Annotated in this window: 13 protein-coding genes; 9 read left to right on the top strand and 4 right to left on the bottom strand. The window is 72.9% G+C overall.

The window, feature by feature from the left end:
• Positions 1-41 precede the first annotated feature (41 nt).
• The 5 genes from JK359_RS18525 (at position 42) to JK359_RS18505 (ending at position 6,819) form a co-directional block, all read left to right on the top strand.
• Positions 42-1,661 (top strand): PucR family transcriptional regulator, encoded by a 1,620-nt coding sequence (locus JK359_RS18525; protein ID WP_201836923.1) that lies wholly within the window; start codon positions 42-44, stop codon positions 1,659-1,661.
• 155 nt (positions 1,662-1,816) lie between these two features.
• Positions 1,817-2,659 carry a nitrilase-related carbon-nitrogen hydrolase gene (locus tag JK359_RS18520; RefSeq protein WP_201836922.1) on the top strand — a complete coding sequence of 281 codons (843 nt, stop codon included), beginning with the start codon at positions 1,817-1,819 and terminating at the stop codon, positions 2,657-2,659.
• A 91-nt stretch (positions 2,660-2,750) separates the two neighbouring features.
• Positions 2,751-4,154: a dihydropyrimidinase gene (gene hydA, locus JK359_RS18515; protein WP_201836921.1), complete on the top strand. Its 1,404-nt coding sequence runs from the start codon at positions 2,751-2,753 to the stop codon at positions 4,152-4,154.
• Positions 4,155-4,165: 11 nt separating this feature from the next.
• Entirely contained in the window at positions 4,166-5,185 is a 1,020-nt protein-coding gene (locus tag JK359_RS18510; RefSeq protein WP_201836920.1) for a TIGR03842 family LLM class F420-dependent oxidoreductase, read from the top strand.
• Between the two features lie 107 nt (positions 5,186-5,292).
• The gene (locus JK359_RS18505) at positions 5,293-6,819 is read left to right on the top strand and encodes an NCS1 family nucleobase:cation symporter-1 (protein WP_201836918.1); all 1,527 of its coding nucleotides are present in this window, start codon (positions 5,293-5,295) and stop codon (positions 6,817-6,819) included.
• 22 nt (positions 6,820-6,841) lie between these two features.
• On the opposite strand, the gene JK359_RS18500 is transcribed toward JK359_RS18505, so the two are convergent.
• From JK359_RS18500 to JK359_RS18485, 4 genes are all read right to left on the bottom strand, one after another.
• A complete protein-coding gene (locus JK359_RS18500) occupies positions 6,842-7,519 on the bottom strand; it encodes a hypothetical protein (RefSeq protein ID WP_201836916.1) in 678 nt (225 codons plus the stop codon).
• A 160-nt stretch (positions 7,520-7,679) separates the two neighbouring features.
• Positions 7,680-8,744 (bottom strand): lipoate-protein ligase LplAB, encoded by a 1,065-nt coding sequence (gene lplAB / locus JK359_RS39895; protein ID WP_201836914.1) that lies wholly within the window; start codon positions 8,742-8,744, stop codon positions 7,680-7,682.
• A 68-nt stretch (positions 8,745-8,812) separates the two neighbouring features.
• Positions 8,813-10,507, bottom strand: a complete 1,695-nt coding sequence (locus JK359_RS18490; protein WP_201836912.1) for a hypothetical protein — start codon at positions 10,505-10,507, stop codon at positions 8,813-8,815.
• A gap of 1 nt (position 10,508) precedes the next feature.
• Positions 10,509-11,207 (bottom strand): hypothetical protein, encoded by a 699-nt coding sequence (locus tag JK359_RS18485; RefSeq protein ID WP_201836910.1) that lies wholly within the window; start codon positions 11,205-11,207, stop codon positions 10,509-10,511.
• Between the two features lie 246 nt (positions 11,208-11,453).
• On the opposite strand from JK359_RS18485, the gene JK359_RS18480 reads away from it, so the two are divergent.
• The 4 genes from JK359_RS18480 (at position 11,454) to JK359_RS18465 (ending at position 16,308) form a co-directional block, all read left to right on the top strand.
• Positions 11,454-13,295 carry a gamma-glutamyltransferase family protein gene (locus tag JK359_RS18480; RefSeq protein WP_201836908.1) on the top strand — a complete coding sequence of 614 codons (1,842 nt, stop codon included), beginning with the start codon at positions 11,454-11,456 and terminating at the stop codon, positions 13,293-13,295.
• 94 nt (positions 13,296-13,389) lie between these two features.
• Positions 13,390-14,235 (top strand): inositol monophosphatase family protein, encoded by an 846-nt coding sequence (locus JK359_RS18475; protein ID WP_201836907.1) that lies wholly within the window; start codon positions 13,390-13,392, stop codon positions 14,233-14,235.
• A gap of 148 nt (positions 14,236-14,383) precedes the next feature.
• A complete protein-coding gene (locus JK359_RS18470) occupies positions 14,384-15,802 on the top strand; it encodes a phytoene desaturase family protein (protein ID WP_201836905.1) in 1,419 nt (472 codons plus the stop codon).
• A complete protein-coding gene (locus JK359_RS18465) occupies positions 15,799-16,308 on the top strand; it encodes an O-acetyl-ADP-ribose deacetylase (RefSeq protein ID WP_201836903.1) in 510 nt (169 codons plus the stop codon). Before JK359_RS18470 ends, JK359_RS18465 begins: the two co-directional genes overlap by 4 nt.
• Positions 16,309-16,562: the final 254 nt, after the last annotated feature.

Here is a 16,562-nt window from a genome sequence, read left to right as displayed (position 1 = left end):
CACACGTGGGCGAGCAGGCACGAGAGAACAGGTGTACGGCCATGACCACCACCTCCGCGTCCCGGCACACCGGGTGGCAGCCCCCCGAGCCCGCCCTCTCCGTGCGCCAGGTGCTCACCCTGGAGCGCGTGCTCGCCGGGGAGCCGGAGGTGGTGGCCGGCGCCGGACAGCTCGACCGGCCGGTGCGCTGGGTGCACGTCGCCGAGGCCGCCGACGTCGGAGTGATGCTCAGCGGCGGCGAGATGGTCCTCACCACCGGGGTGCTGCTCGCCGGTGACGAGGCCGCGCAGGCCGAGTACGTCCGCTCCCTGCACCGCGCTGAGGCCGCGGCCGTCGTCCTCGGCCTCGGGCGGGCCTTTCCCACCACGCCCGAGGTGATGCGGCGGGCCGCCGAGCGGTGCGGGCTGCCCATGGTGGTGCTGCACCGGCCGTTCCCCTTCGCGGAGCTGACGGAGGAGGTGCAGTCCCGGCTGGTGCGGCGGAAGTTCGCCGCGATCAGCCTGTCGGAGAGCGTACGGACCGACCTCACCGGCCTCATCACGTCCGGAGCGCCGCTGCAACGGCTGCTCGACGAGATCGCCCGGCACAGCGGCTGCCCGGTCGTCGTCACCAACCTCGCCCACCGGGTCCTCGGCACGGCGGGGGAGCGGTCCGCCGTGGACGACGTGCTGCGCGACTGGGAGCGGATCGCCCGGCAGGCATGGGGGTACCTGCCAGGCCGTTCAGGCACTGGGGGAGGCACCGCCGGCGACGGCTGGATCCAGGCCGAACTGGGCGGCCGCGGGGAGCGCTGGGGACGGCTGCTGCTGTGCGGCCACCGGGGCGACAGCGCCACCGGACAACTGCTCGCCGACCGGGCCGCCGAGGCGCTGGTGCTGCACCGCATGCTCGGCGGCACCTCCGTGCACAGCTGGGAGGAACAGTCCGCGCAGAGCCTGCTGACCGACCTCGTCTCCGGGGTAGTGCCCGCCCGGCAACTGCTGCCGCGGGCCCGGGCCGCCGGACTGCCCGTCAACCGGCGGACCTTCGTGCCGCTCGTCGTACCGGGCGGGGATCCGGTCCAGGTGGAGCGGCTGCTACGGGTGCTGGGGCTGCCCGGACTGGTCGCCGAGCTGGCCGACGGGGTGCTGGCCGTCCTGCTCAGCCTCGCCCGGGACCAGCAGGCCGAGGCGCTCACCGCGCACTTCGCGGCCCGGCTGCGCACGGGTGGCGCAGCGGAGGGCGCGGTGGTCGCCACCGCCGGTCCGCGTACCGCCTGGGACGACGTGCCCGCCGGGCTGCGCGAGGCCCGGCACGTCGCCGACGCGGTCGCCGACAGCGCCGCCGTGCTCGACCTGCCGGCCGTCGTCCGCCTCAAGGACGTGCACCTGCGCGGGCTGATCCGCCTGCTGCGCGACGACCCGCAGGTGCAGTCCTTCGCCGAGCGGGAGCTGGACGGGCTGCTGCGGGAGGCGGAACCGGAGCTGCTGAACGTGCTGCGCACCTATCTGGCGACCGGTCGCAACAAGTCCCGCACGGCCCAGCTCCACCACGTCTCCCGGCCCGCGCTGTACCGCCGTCTGGAGGCCATACAGACCCGCCTCGGTGTCGACCTGGACGATTTCGAACAGGCGGCCTCCGTGCACATCGCGCTCCTCGCACACGATGCGCAACAGGGGTGAAACATGCCACGACCTGGGAAAACGGCGGTGAAACATGGGCCGACGAAGACGTGACACGGTGACACGCCGACCGCCCGCGGACGTGACACGCTGCCAGTCGAACCGGCTCCCCGGGCTTTCTAGGCTCACCGCACACCGAGCTACCGGAGGCCGCGATGAGCCGAGTGATCCGTGCCGCCCTCTTCCAGACCGCCTGGACCGGCGACAAGGAATCCATGATCCAGGTGCACGAACAGGCGGCCCGCGACGCCGCCGCGCAGGGCGCCCGAGTCCTGTGCTTCCAGGAGCTGTTCTACGGCCCCTACTTCTGCCAGGTCCAGGACAAGGCCTTCTACGAGTACGCCGAGCGGATCCCCGAGGGCCCGACCGTGCGCCGCTTCCAGGCCCTCGCCCGCGAGCTGGGCATCGTCCTGGTCCTGCCGATGTACGAGGAGGAACAGCCGGGCGTCCTGTACAACACCGCGGCCGTGATCGACGCCGACGGCTCCTACCTCGGCAAGTACCGCAAGACCCACATCCCCCAAGTGCAGGGATTCTGGGAGAAGTTCTACTTCCGCCCGGGCAACAGCGGCTGGCCCGTCTTCGACACCGCCGCCGGGCGGATCGGCGTCTACATCTGCTACGACCGCCACTTCCCGGAGGGCTGGCGGGCGCTGGGCCTCGCCGGCGCCGAGATCGTCTTCAACCCCTCCGCCACCTCCCGCGGCCTCTCCCGCTACCTGTGGCAGCTGGAGCAGCCGGCGGCGGCCGTCGCCAACGAGTACTTCGTCGGCGCGATCAACCGGGTCGGCGTGGAGGACCTGGGCGACAACGACTTCTACGGCACGACCTACTTCGTGGACCCCGAGGCCCAGTTCGTAGGAGAGGTCGCGAGCGACAAGGAGACCGAACTGGTGGTCCGGGACCTGGACCTGGCCAAGCTGAGGGAGGTCCGCGACCGCTGGCAGTTCTACCGCGACCGCGCGCCGGGGGCCTACGGACCGCTGACGGCGCCCTGACGACTCCGTTCGCACCCGTGCCGGCAGGGACGCGGGGAACTGCGCGACCAGTCACAACGCACCCGCAGACGACCACGAAGGAGAGGGCCCCATGAGCCGCCGAACAGTGATCCGCGGTGGTCTCGTCATCACCGCGTCGGACGAGATCCACGCCGACGTCCTGATCGAGGACGGCCGCATCGCCGCCCTCGCGGCGTCCGGCACCCCCGCCGCCGAGGCGTTCGGCGCCGAACACGTCATCGACGCCACCGGGAAGTACGTCATCCCGGGCGGCGTCGACGCCCACACCCACATGGAGCTGCCCTTCGGCGGCACCTTCGCCTCCGACACCTTCGAGACCGGCACCCGGGCCGCCGCCTGGGGCGGCACGACGACGATCGTCGACTTCGCCGTGCAGAGCGTCGGCCGCACCCTGCGGGAGGGCCTGGACACCTGGCACGCCAAGGCCGAGGGCAACTGCGCGATCGACTACGCCTTCCACATGATCGTCTCCGACGTCAACGACGAGACGCTCAAGGAGATGGACCTGCTGGTCGAGGAGGGCGTGACGTCCTTCAAGCAGTTCATGGCCTACCCGGGCGTCTTCTACTCCGACGACGGCCAGATCCTGCGCGCCATGCAGCGCTCCGCCGAGAACGGCGGACTGATCATGATGCACGCCGAGAACGGCATCGCGATCGACGTACTGGTCGAGCAGGCGCTGGCCCGCGGCGAGACCGACCCCCGCCACCACGGCGAGGTCCGCAAGGCCCTGCTGGAGGCCGAGGCCACCCACCGCGCCATCCGGCTCGCCCAGGTCGCCGGGGCCCCGCTGTACGTCGTCCACGTCTCGGCCATGGAGGCGGTGGCCGAACTGGCGCGCGCCCGGGACGAGGGGCGCCCCGTCTTCGGCGAGACCTGCCCGCAGTACCTGTTCCTGTCCACCGACAACCTCGCCGAACCCGGCTTCGAGGGCGCCAAGTACGTCTGCAGCACACCGCTCAGGCCGAGGGAACACCAAGCCCGGCTGTGGCAGGGGCTGCGCACCAACGACCTCCAGGTGGTCTCCACCGACCACTGCCCGTTCTGCTTCACCGGCCAGAAGGAGCTGGGCCGCGGCGACTTCTCCAAGATCCCCAACGGCCTGCCCGGGGTGGAGAACCGCATGGACCTGCTTCACCAGGCCGTGGTCGACGGGCACATCTCGCGCCGCCGCTGGATCGAGATCGCCTGCGCCACCCCGGCGCGGATGTTCGGCATGTATCCGAAGAAGGGCACCATCACCCCCGGCGCCGACGCGGACGTCGTCGTCTACGACCCGCACGCCGAGCAGGTGATGTCCGCCGAGACGCACCACATGAACGTCGACTACTCGGCGTACGAGGGCAAGCGCACCACCGGCCGGGTCGAGACGGTCCTCTCGCGCGGCGTGCCCGTCATCGACCGGCGGGAGTACACCGGACGCGCCGGCCACGGCGTCTGGACCCCGCGCTCCACCTGCCAGTACCTCGATTAGGAGCGGCCCCCATGGACTTCGGACTCGTCCTGCAGACCGACCCGCCGGCCTCCCGCGTCATCAGCCTGATGAAACGGGCCGAACGCAACGGCTTCGGCTACGGCTGGACGTTCGACTCCGCCGTGCTGTGGCAGGAGCCGTTCGTGATCTACAGCCAGATCCTCGCCAACACGTCCACGCTGAAGGTCGGCCCGATGGTCACCAACCCGGGCACCCGCACCTGGGAGGTCACCGCCTCCACCTTCGCCACCCTCAACGCCATGTTCGGCAACCGCACCGTCTGCGGTATCGGCCGCGGCGACTCCGCCATGCGCGTCGCGGGGCGCAAACCCAACACCCTCGCCCGGATCAGCGAGGCCATGAAGGTCATCCGCGCCCTCGGCCGCGGCGAGGAGGCCGACCTCGGCGGTACGAAGATCCGCTTCCCGTGGATCGAGGAGGGCGCCGAACTCCCGGTCTGGATGGCCGCGTACGGCCCGAAGGCGCTGAAGATGACCGGCGAGGAGGCCGACGGGTTCATCCTCCAGCTGGCCGACCTGTACCTGACCGAATACATGGTGAAGGCCGTCAAGGACGCGGCCGTCGCCGCCGGACGCGACCCGTCCGAGGTCACCGTCTGTGTGGCGGCCCCCGCCTACGTCACCGAGGACGACTCGCCCGAGGCCCTCGCCCACGCCCGCGAGCAGTGCCGCTGGTTCGGCGGCATGGTCGGCAACCACGTCGCCGACCTGGTCGCCAAGTACGGTGAGCACTCCGCCCGGGTCCCCGCGGAACTCACCGACTACATCCAGGCCCGGCAGGGCTACGACTACGCCCACCACGGGCGCAGCGGCAACCCGGACACCCGGTTCGTGCCCGACGAGATCGTGGACCGGTTCTGTCTGATCGGGCCCGTCGAGAAGCACATCGAGAAGCTGACCGCACTCCGCGCCCTGGGCGTCGACCAGTTCGCCGTGTACGACATGCACGACGCCCAGGAAGCCACCATCGACGCCTACGGCCGGCAGGTCATCCCCGCCGTCAACTCCTGACCCGGGCCGCCGGGTCCGAGCCCCCCACGCCCCTCCTGGTCTCCCCTCCCCGCCGTCCCCGGGGAGGGGGCTGGTGCCCTGCCCGCCTCTCCCCGATTGGCCAGCCCATGACCGACACCGCTCCCACGGCCATACCGATGTCCGGCCAAGTCACCCTCAACGACGGGCGCGTGGAACTCGCTCCCGGCACCCCGCCGCCCAGCGGCCCCTACGCCAACGAGGACCTGCTCCCGGTCCCCGCCGCGAAACGGACCTGGACCACGTACAACTTCTCGGCACTGTGGGTCGGCATGGCCCACAACACCGCGTCGTGGACGCTGGCCTCCGGGCTGATCGCGGTGGGCATGGACTGGAAGCAGGCCGTGTTCACCATCGCCCTCGCCAACCTGATCGTGCTGGTGCCGATGCTCCTCACCGGGCACGCGGGTCCCAAGTACGGCATCCCCTTCCCGGTCTTCGCCCGAGCCTCCTTCGGCGTGCGCGGCGCCAACCTGCCCGCCGTGGTACGGGCGTTGGTGGCGTGCGGCTGGTTCGGCATCCAGACCTGGATCGGCGGCGAGGCGATCTACTTCCTCGCCGGGAAACTGATCGGCGACAGCTGGTCGAACGCCGCGCACATCGGCGGCTACGCCTGGACCATGTGGCTGTCCTTCGCGATCTTCTGGGTCATCCAGGTCGCGATCATCTACCGGGGCATGGAGACCATCCGCCGCTTCGAGAACTGGGCGGCGCCCTTCGTACTCGTCGGCGCGTTCGTGATGCTGTGGTGGATGAGCGACAAGGCCGGCGGCGTCGGCCGGCTCTTCGACCAGCCGTCGCGGCTCGGCTGGGGCGGCGGCTTCTGGAAGCTGTTCTGGCCCTCCCTCATGGGCATGATCGGCTTCTGGTCCACGCTGTCGCTGAACATCCCGGACTTCACCCGCTACGGCAGGAGCCAGAGAGCCCAGACCTGGGGCCAGGCCCTCGGCCTGCCCACGACGATGACCCTGTTCGCGTTCCTCTCGGTGCTGGTCACCTCCGGTTCCCAGGCGGTGTACGGCCGGCCGGTCTGGGACCCGGTGCAGCTCGCCGCCAAGACCGACAACGTGGTCGGTCTGCTCTACGCCCTGGTCACCGTGCTGGTGGCGACCCTCTCCGTGAACATCGCGGCCAACCTGGTCTCCCCGGCCTTCGACTTCTCCAACGTGGCGCCGCGGAAGGTCAGTTTCCGCACCGGCGCGCTGATCACGGCGGTGCTCGCCGTGCTGATCTTCCCCTGGAAGCTGTACTCCGACCCGCAGGGCTACATCTTCACCTGGCTCGGCCTGGTCGGCGGCCTGCTCGGCACGGTCGCGGGCATCCTCGTCGCCGACTACTGGCTCCTGCGCCGCACCCGCCTGGACCTCGCCGACCTGTACCGCGCGGGCGGCCGGTACTGGTACGCGGGCGGCTGGAACTGGCGGGCGGTCGTCGCGTTCCTGGTGGGCGGCGTCCTCGCGGTCGGCGGCGCCAGCTTCGAGCCCCTGATCGACGGCCGTCCCGTCCCGGCGCTGTCCCCCCTCGCCGACTACGGCTGGGCGGTGGGCCTCGGCACCTCCCTGGTGCTCTACCTGGCCCTGACACTGGCCTCGGGCGGGCACCGGCGCGCGGTCTGACCCCGCCGGCGGCCCGCGCGGGTCAGCCCTTGCCGCCCGCCAGCGCGGCGACCGCGGCCTTCGCCGCCTTGATGGCCCCCTTGTTGATCTCGTCGGCGCCGGGGGCCTTCTTGCTCTCGAAGTCGCTGCCGTTGTACGTGACGACGACCAGGGCGTTGGCGACACGGGCCAGCACCGTGCCCTCACGGGTCTGCTGCTTGTCCTCCGTGGTGAGGTTCACGACGGAGTAGGCGCTGTCACCGAGACCGGGCACGGCACCGCCGCCGCTCTTCTCGCCGACCCGGGCCTCGTACTGCTTCCGGGCCTCCTGGTCCGACGCGCTGATCTCGAAGGACACGTCGAGCCATCGGTAGTCGTAGCCCTGGAGCGCGTTCCAGGAGCAGGTGCGGCGCAGCGCGGTGTCCGTCGACGGGATCTCCTTGCCCGCCGTCTTCGCGCCCGGCACCAGGGACTTGACGGTGGACGCGGGCACGCTGCCGCAGGGGGCGGGCGCACCGGTATAGGTCTTGGACGCCCCGCCGGCCGAGGGGGCGGCGGCGGAGGAGGAGGAACCGGCGGGCGTCTTCCGGGGCGCCTGGTGCCCGGCGGCGGCGGAGGACGTGGCGGCGGGGCCGGACGACAGCACCCAGCCGGCGCACGCGAGCACCACCACCGGGGTCAGACGCGCGGTGAGGGCGAGCGGCAGAGGAAGGGAACGCACAGCGCACTTCTCGTGGGGGAGGTGGTGCGGAGGGGTCCGCATGGTGGACGGGGACGACAGTGTCACATGCCGGCCTGTGTGGCGGAAGTGCCAACTCGCTACGTGCCCGGCCGGTAACTCAGGCTCACCAACACCGTGTTGTATATCCCCTTATGTCCGGTCAGGGGATGCGTGCCGTCCACTCCGGGGACCCGAACTTCGTCCGCGCCAGCTCCCGCGCACGCGCCAGCTCGTCCGCGGTCACCTCGCCGCCCACGAGGCCGTACCGGCCCCGGAACGACTCGATCATCCGCTCGATGACGGCCTCGCGCGGCAGCCCCGTCTGCCGCCGCAGCGGATCGACCCGCTTCCTGGCGCTGCTCGTGCCCTTGCCGGACAGCTTCTCCCGCCCGATCCGCAGCACCTCGACCATCTTGCCGGCGTCGATGTCGTACGACATCGTCACGTGGTGCAGCACGGCACCCGGGCCCCCGTCCGGCCCCACGAGCCGTTTCTGCGCCGCGCCCGCGATCTTGCCCTGGTCGGTGGCGATGTCGTTCAGCGGCTGGTACCAGGCCTGGATGCCCATGTCGCCGAGGGCGCCCAGCACCCAGTCGTCCAGGTAGGCGTAGCTGTCCTGGAAGGACAGGCCCTGCACCAGGGACTCGGGCACCGACAGCGAGTAGGTGATCGTGTTGCCGGGCTCCACGAACATCGCGCCGCCGCCGGAGATCCGCCGCACCACCTCGATGCCGTGCCGGGCGGCGCCCTCCGGGTCCACCTCGTTGCGCAGCGACTGGAAGCTGCCGATGATCACCGCCGGGGCACCCCACTCCCACACCCGCAGCGTCGGCGGGCGCCGGCCCGCGGCGACCTCGGCCGTCAGCACCTCGTCCAGTGCCATGTGCAGGGCCGGCGGCTGCGGGCCCTCGTGGATCAGCTGCCAGTCGTAATCCGTCCAGTCCGTGGCGTGCGCGAGCGCCCGGCGCACCGCGACCCCGACACCCTCCGGGGTCAGGCCGTACATCACCGTGCCCCTGGGCAGCGCCGCGTCGATCCGCGCGGCCAGCCCCGCCGCTTCGGTGTCCGCCGGGGCGCCCTCCAGGGCCCGGTTCACCGCGTCCAGCGCCTCGTCCGGCTCCAGGAAGAAGTCGCCCGCCACGCGCACGTGCCGCAGCACGCCGCCCTCGACGTCCACGTCCACGACGACGAGCTTGCCGCCGGGCACCTTGTACTCACCGTGCACTGCCTGGGCCTCCCTTCCTGCCGCACGGGATCAACGCGGCGCACGCGCGCGGTGTTCCCCGGACGTGCTCAGGTGAGGACCAGCGCACACATGCCGGCCGCCCGAGCTTCCTGCTCGTGGCCGAGCCTTCCCAGGAGGGCGGACATGGCCTGCCACGCCACGCCCAGCGTCGGCTCCAGCACCAGGTGGTCCACGAGCCCGTCCAGCGCCCGCTCGGTCTCACCGCGGTCCAGCCGTTCGGCGACAGCCAGGTGCAGGACCGGCACCGCGTACGGGTACATCCGCAGAAACGACTCGGGCTCCGGACGCCCCCGCCATTCCTCGTCCACGAAGTCGTGCTGCGCACGCAGCAGGCCGTCCAGGAGGACCTCCCCCGTCCGCACCCGTTCCGACGTGGGAGGCAGCAGCGCCAGGAGGTCGATGCGGAAGACGGAGAAGGCGGCTTCCTCCTCCTCTCCGCCAGGCCCCGGGGTGTGGGCCGGCGCGTCTTCCCCGGTCAGTCCGTTGAACAGGTGTGTGCGGATCAGGCGCAGCTGCTCGGCCCGGTCGACGACGCCGAGCCTGCCGAAGGCGGCCCGCACGTCCGGGTGGTCCGCCAGGCGCGCGGGCGGGCAGGGCACCGCACGCCACCGGTCCGGGCGTACCGCGCCCCGGAAGGCGGCCATCCAGGGCCGGATGGTCCGGCGGCTGAGCCCCCGCCACTCCCCGGGGATGTCCGCCGCACCGGCGGGTCCGAGCACCAGCGGACGCAACCGGTCCGGTACGAGGAGCCTTTCCCGGCAGAAGCGGCTGCGCCAGTGCGGGCCTGCACAGGCCTCGTACTGCTCGCGGATCGTGTTCATGTACGAGGCCTCGGTGCCGTCCCAGGAGGGGATCGGAGCGGTGTGGTCGCAGGCCAGCCCGATGACCCCCATCGAGTCGCACGTCATCTCCTCCCACTGCTTCAGCTTGGCCCGCCAGGCCAGGGGGAGCCGGCCGGGTCCGCACCAGGCTTCGGCCAGGCCCTTGATCGTCGACAGCAGGTCGTACAGCTGTACGTGACCGATGTGCCAGTCGTCGAAGTCGGCGGCTCCCCGCACCCGGTCGATCTCCGTGACGCCACGCGCGAGCAACGCGTCGATGACGTCCGCGTCCACGGGGGGCGTGTCCGGGCCGATCCAGCCGGTCTGCAGGGCCAGTCCGGGCCAGGAGGCGGCGTCGGCGTCCCGCTCGCCGAGGAAGGCGGTCACCGCCTCCTCGTCGGAGGAGACCTGCGACCGGCCCCGTACCAGCAGATGAAGAGCCCGGCCCAGGTCACCACCGGTCACGAATCCGGACCCGTGCAGGTCGAGGACGAACGCGAGCGCGCCGTGCAGACCGGCGTGCCGCAGCTGCCACAGGGCCCCCTTGACGACGCGGGCGAGGCCGTTGCCGGCCGCACGGTTCAGCCACGCCTCGGCCAGTGAGGCGGTCAGGACGCCGGGCCGGACGGCCGGCGAGTCCCCGGTGTACCCCGCGGGGGGCGCGTCGGCGGGCCAGCCGCTGCGGCAGTAGACGAAGGGGATCCGCTCCTCGCGCGCGAACCGCAGGCCCGCTGTGCCCTCGAGAACCGTGAAGAGCCCATGGGCCACCGTGGCCCGCTGCTCGACGTAGGCGCTGCACGACGCGGCGCCGAGGCCGTCCCCGGGGGACGTGAGGCGGCCGTAGGCCCGCAACTCGTGCAGGAAGGCGTCGGCGATGCGGTGGAGGGCACGCGGGGGCCGCGGCAGCCCCGGGAGCAGCACGTCAGTTCCTTCCGGCGAGCGTGCCGCCGAGCACGGTCATCAGTTCCAGGCCGTGGCGGGCCAGGAGGTGGTAGGCGCCGGCCAGCCACTCGCCGATGCTGCGCCGCCCGGAACGCCGGCACGGGACGCCCTGGGCCAGTAACGCCTTCGCCGTGCGGTCCGCGAAGCCCTCCCGGCCGGCCGGGCCCTCCAGCGCCTGGCCGGCCAGCGTGAACACGCTCCGCAGCCGGGAACGCACCCCGTCCTCGTCCGGCAGGTCCCCCAGGGGCACGTAGATCGCGTCGTGCGTGCCGGACAGCTGCCCCACCAGGACCACACCGGGCAGCGCGGGTGGGGTGTGCGGAGCGAACAGCGCCCTGGTGACCTCGTACGCGACGTGCACCTCGGTGTTCACCCGCACACCGGGGACGTACGGGAACGGGGGGGATGCGACGGCGTCCGGGTCGAGGGTGAAGAAGGCCAGGACACGGGGGCCGGTGTCCGACGCCAGCGTCCCACGGCGTACGTAGTCCCCCACCGGGCCGTCCGCGGCCGGATGGAAGACGAGGAACGCGAAGGCTCCGGGACAGGCCGAATCGAGGCTGGAAAGGCTCTCTTCGCGCAACAGGCGGGCGAAGTCCTCCAGACTGCCCGTCAGGTTGTGCTGACCGGGCACCGCGACGACGAACTCCACCAGTTCGGCCAGCGAGATGACGTCCAAGGTCCCCCCGTCACATCTCGGAAGAGCATCACGTTCCGCCGGACGCGAACCCCTGTCAAGGTCCGCTCCCCTTCGCGGCACTCCGGGCGTTTCCCTCTGGTACGGCATCAACCTCTGTCCCGCTCAAGGAGGTTCCAGGATCCTGATCGGTGCGGGGGCGGGACTCCCGGGGCGTGCCGGGGCACCCTGGGAGCAGTGGACCGGCGGGACAGGCGTGACCGGTCGGCACGGACGACGAGGTGAGAGATGCGGTTCACCACCCGGCCCACCCTCCAGGGCACCTTCGGCATGGTCTCCGCCACGCACTGGCTGGCCGCCCAGTCGGCGATGGCGGTCCTGGAGGACGGCGGCAACGCCTTCGACGCGGCCGTGGCCGGGGCCTTCGTGCTGCACGTCGTGGAGCCGCACCTCAACGGCCCGGCCGGCGAGGTGCCGATCATGCTCGCCCCGGCGGGCGGTGCCGTGCGTGTGCTCTGCGGGCAGGGCGTGGCCCCGGCGGGCGCCACGGCCGCGCACTACCGGGGGCTCGGACTGGACCTCGTACCGGGCACCGGACCGCTCGCCGCCGCCGTTCCCGGCGCCTTCGACGCCTGGCTGCTCCTGTTGCGCGACCACGGCACCAAGTCCCTGGAAGACGTGCTGAAGTACGCCATCGGCTACGCCGAGCACGGGCACGCGCCCGTCGAGAACGTCGGCGCGACCGTCGAGAGCGTACGGCGGCTGTTCGAGACCGAGTGGACGTCCTCGGCCGAGGTGTACCTGCCGGGCGGCCGCCCGCCCCGGCCCGGCGCCCTGCTGCGCAACCCCGCGCTCGCCGCCACCTGGAAGCGGCTGCTGACCGAGACCGCACGCGCGGGCGGCCGGGAGGCCCGGATCGACGCCGCGCGCGAGGCCTGGCGGACCGGCTTCATCGCCGAGGCCCTGGTGCGGCAGTCCCGGCGGCCCACGACGGACACCAGCGGCGAACGGCACACCGGCACCCTCACCGGGACCGACCTCGCCGACTGGTCCGCGACCTACGAGACACCGGTGACCTACGACTTCGACGGCTGGACGGTGTGCAAGGCCGGCCCCTGGAGCCAGGGCCCCGTACTGCTCCAGCAACTCGCCCTGCTCCCGGCCGAGCTGCCCGCCCACGGCTCCGCCGACTACGTCCACCTGCTGATCGAGGGCTGCAAGCTCGCCATGGCCGACCGTGAGGCCTGGTACGGGGACGCCGCCGAGGTGCCCCTCGCGGACCTGCTGTCGGACGGCTACAACGCCGGGCGGCGGGCCCTCGTCGGCGAGAAGGCCGTCCACGAGCTGCGCCCCGGCAGCCCCGGCGGGCGCGCCCCCCGGCTGCCCGCGTACACGCGCGTCGACGCTGCCCGGGAGCCCGGCTTCGATCCGATGGGTGCCGGCGAGCCGACCGTGGCGCCGCTGCCGGGCCGGCCCGCCGTCGCGCAGGCCACCGGCGAGGCACAGGTGGCCGCCGACGGCACGACCCGGGGCGACACCTGCCACCTCGACGTCGTGGACCGCTGGGGCAACATGATCGCGGCCACGCCCAGCGGCGGCTGGCTGCAGTCCAACCCCGTCGTCCCCGAGCTGGGCTTCCCGCTCGGCACGCGCCTGCAGATGGCCTGGCTGGAGGAGGGCCTGCCCAACTCGCTCACCCCGGGCCGCCGTCCCCGCACCACCCTCACCCCGTCCCTCGCGCTGCGCGGCGGGGTGCCGGTCATGGCGTTCGGCACGCCCGGCGGCGACCAGCAGGACCAGTGGCAGCTGCACTTCTTCCTCGCCGTCGCCCTCGGCGCCCCCGTCCGCGGCGGTCTCGACCTGCAGGGCGCCGTCGACGCCCCGAACTGGCACAACGACAGCTTCCCCAGCTCCTTCCACCCGCGCGGCCGGCGCCCGGGCAGCGTGACCGTGGAGTCCCGCACCGACCCCGGGGTGACCGAGGAACTGCGGCGCCGCGGTCACGACGTCACCGTCGGCCCCGCCTGGTCCGAAGGGCGCCTGTGCGCCGTGGCCCGGGACCCGGAGACCGGAGTCCTGTCGGCGGCGGCGAACCCGCGCGGCATGCAGGGGTACGCCGTCGGCCGCTGACAGCCGGTCCCGAACCCCCGCATTTCATCTCGAATCCACCTGACGTTCACCGGCGGGGCGGGGATTGTCAGTGGGGCGTGCTCTCATGGGGGACATGTTCGAAGGAACGGAAACCATCGAAGAGTTTCTCGCGCGCTGCTCGGCCGACGTGGAGGAAGCGGTGCGCAAGGCCGCCGCGGCCGAGATCCTGCCCCGCTTCCGCCGCCTAGCCGAGCACGAGGTGGACCAGAAGAGCGGGCCGCACGACCTGGTCACGGACGCCGACCGGCTCGCCGAGCTGCGGCTCACCGAGGACCTCGGCGCCCTGCTGCCCGGATCGGTGGTCGTCGGTGAGGAAGCGGTGCACGCCAACCCCGCGGTGTACGAGGCGCTTCAGGGCGACGCGCCGGTCTGGATCGTCGACCCGGTCGACGGCACCCGCCAGTTCGTGCACGGCGACGACGGCTTCTGCACGCTCGTCGCGCTCGCCCACCGGGGCACGGTGATCGCCTCCTGGACCTACGCGGCGGCGCGCGACCAGCTCGCCACCGCCGTCCGCGGCCGGGGCGCCTTCCTCGACGGGCAGCGGCTGTTCGCCGGCCCGCCCGCACCCGGCCGGGACCTCGTCGTCGCCACCTCCCACCCCGACTACACCACCGACGAGCAGAAGGGCGCGCTGCGCGCCCTGTGGACCGACGGCCTCGCCCCGCGCCCATGCGGCTCGGCCGGCCTGGAGTATCTCGCCGTCGCAAGCGGCCGGTTGGACGCCGTCGCCTTCTCCTGGGAGGCCGCCTGGGACCACGCGGCCGGTCTGCTCCTGGTCGAGGAGGCGGGCGGCACCCACCTCACCCTGACCGGCGAGCCCTTCCGCATCACCGGCGGCAACGCCCTGCCGTTCACCGCCGCCCGCGACGCCGCCACCGCCCGCCGCATCGCCGGCCTGCTGAACACGGGCTCCTGACGCTCCCGGGACCGGCCGGGCCGGGGGAGCACCGGTGCCCGGACGGCACGGGCTCCTGACGCTCCCGGGGACACCCGGGCCGGGGGACCGTCGGCGCCCGGGCATATCCTGATCCCGAATGGCCGTCGGCTGACGAAGGGGTCCGAAGGTGCCGTCGATGCTCGATGCGGTCGTGGTGGGTGCGGGGCCGAACGGGCTGACCGCTGCCGTGGAGCTGGCCCGCCGCGGCTTCTCCGTCGCCCTGTTCGAGGCCCACTCCACGGTCGGCGGCGGCGCCCGTACCGAGGAACTGACCCTGCCCGGCTTCCGGCACGACCCGTGCTCGGCCGCCCACCCGCTCGGCATCAACTCCCCGGCGTTCCGCGCCCTGCCGCTGGAGCGTTACGGCCTCGAATGGCTGCACGCCCCGCTGCCCATGGCCCACCCGTTCCCGGACGGGACCGCGGCCGTGCTGTCCCGGTCCGTGGCCGAGACCGCCGCCTCCTTCGGACCCCGGGACGCGGGCTCGTACCGCAGACTGGTCAAGCCGCTCCTCGCGCGCTGGGACACCCTGGCCCGGGACTTCATGTCCCTGCCACTGACCGCGCTCCCGCGCGACCCCGTCACCCTGGCCCGCTTCGGCCTCGTCGGGCTGCCGCCGTCCACCTGGCTGATGCGCCGCTTCAAGGACGAGCAGATCAAGGCCGTCTTCGCCGGCCTGGTCGCCCATGTGATGGCACCGCTCAGCGGACCGGCCACCAGCGCCGTCGGACTGGTCTTCGCCCTGGCCGCGCACGCCCGCGGCTGGCCGGTGGCCCGCGGTGGCTCCCAGTCCGTCTCCGACGCCCTGGCCGCCTACCTGACGGACCTCGGCGGCGAGATCCACACGGACTACGAGGTCAAGCGCCTGGACGACCTGCCGCCGGCGCGCGCCTACGTCTTCGACACCTCGCCCGCCGCGCTCGCCCGCATCGCCGGCTTCGGCGACTACTACGCGAACTACCGCTACGGCCCCAGCGTCTTCAAGATCGACTACGCGCTGGACGGGCCGGTGCCCTGGACCGCGCCCGAGGCCCGCACCGCCGGCACCGTCCAGATCGGCGCCAGCCGGGCCGAGATCGGCGCCGCCCTGCGCGCCGCCTCCCGCGAGGGCCGCGCCCCCGACAGACCCTTCATGATCACCGTGCAGCCCAGCGTGGCCGACCCCACCCGCGCCCCCGAGGGCAAGCACGTCTTCTGGGCCTACGGCCATGTGCCGAACGGCTGGTCCGGGGACCTCACCGACGCCATAGAACGCCAGCTGGAACGCTTCGCACCCGGCTTCCGCGACCGCGTGCTCGCCCGCGCCACCGCCGGCCCCGCCGAGATGGCCGCCCGCAACGCCAACTACGTCGGCGGCGACATCGCCTGCGGCGCGGCCTCCGGCCTCCAGCTGATGCTGCGCCCGAAGATCTCCCTGTTCCCGTACCACACCCCCCACCCGGCGGTCTTCATCTGCTCCTCGGCCACCCCGCCCGGCCCCGGCGTGCACGGCATGTCGGGCCACAACGCGGCCAAGGCCGTCTGGCGGAGACTGAGGCAGACATGACCACCATCACCCTCGTCCAGGGCGACATCACCCGGCAGAGCGCCGACGCGATCGTGAACGCGGCGAACTCCTCCCTGCTCGGCGGCGGTGGCGTGGACGGGGCGATCCACCGCCGTGGCGGCCCCGCCGTCCTGGCGGACTGCCGCGCCCTGCGCGCCTCCCGGTACGGCAAGGGGCTGCCCACCGGCCGGGCGGTCGCCACCACGGCCGGCGACCTGGACGCCCGCTGGGTGATCCACACCGTGGGCCCCGTCTGGTCCGCCACCGAGGACCGCTCGGACCTGCTCGCCTCCTGCTACCGCGAGTCCCTGCGCGTCGCCGACGAACTCGGCGCCCGTACGGTCGCGTTCCCGGCCGTCTCTACCGGCGTCTACCGCTGGCCGATGGAGGACGCCGCCCGGATCGCCGTGGCGGCCGTCCGGAGCGCACCGACCTCCGTCGAGGAGGCCCGTTTCGTCCTCTTCGACGAGCGGGCGTACGAGGCGTTCGCCGCGCAGCTCCGCTGAGGGGCCCCCGGCCGCCCGGCCTCGCCGGCCGCGCCGGCCCTGGTGTCCTCGTGTCCCGGAGGCCACGGGCCTGCCCCGTCGTCGGGAAGCCGAGGAAGGACCGGCCGAGCCGACGGTCCGTCGCCCGGGGCGCCCGTGCTGCGAGGTGCGCCGGACTGCCGCATAGTTGGGAGGGCTGACCTCCAGCGGGTGCGCACGGGTGCCCTGGGCCCGGAAGTGCGGCCCACCGGGCGCGGTGCCGCTGCGCACGCCTC

Source organism: Streptomyces actinomycinicus (assembly GCF_016741775.1).
Classification (GTDB): Bacteria; Actinomycetota; Actinomycetes; order Streptomycetales; family Streptomycetaceae; genus Streptomyces; species Streptomyces actinomycinicus.
Note: the sequence above shows the minus strand (reverse complement) of the source record. Positions and strands in the feature narration are given on the sequence as shown.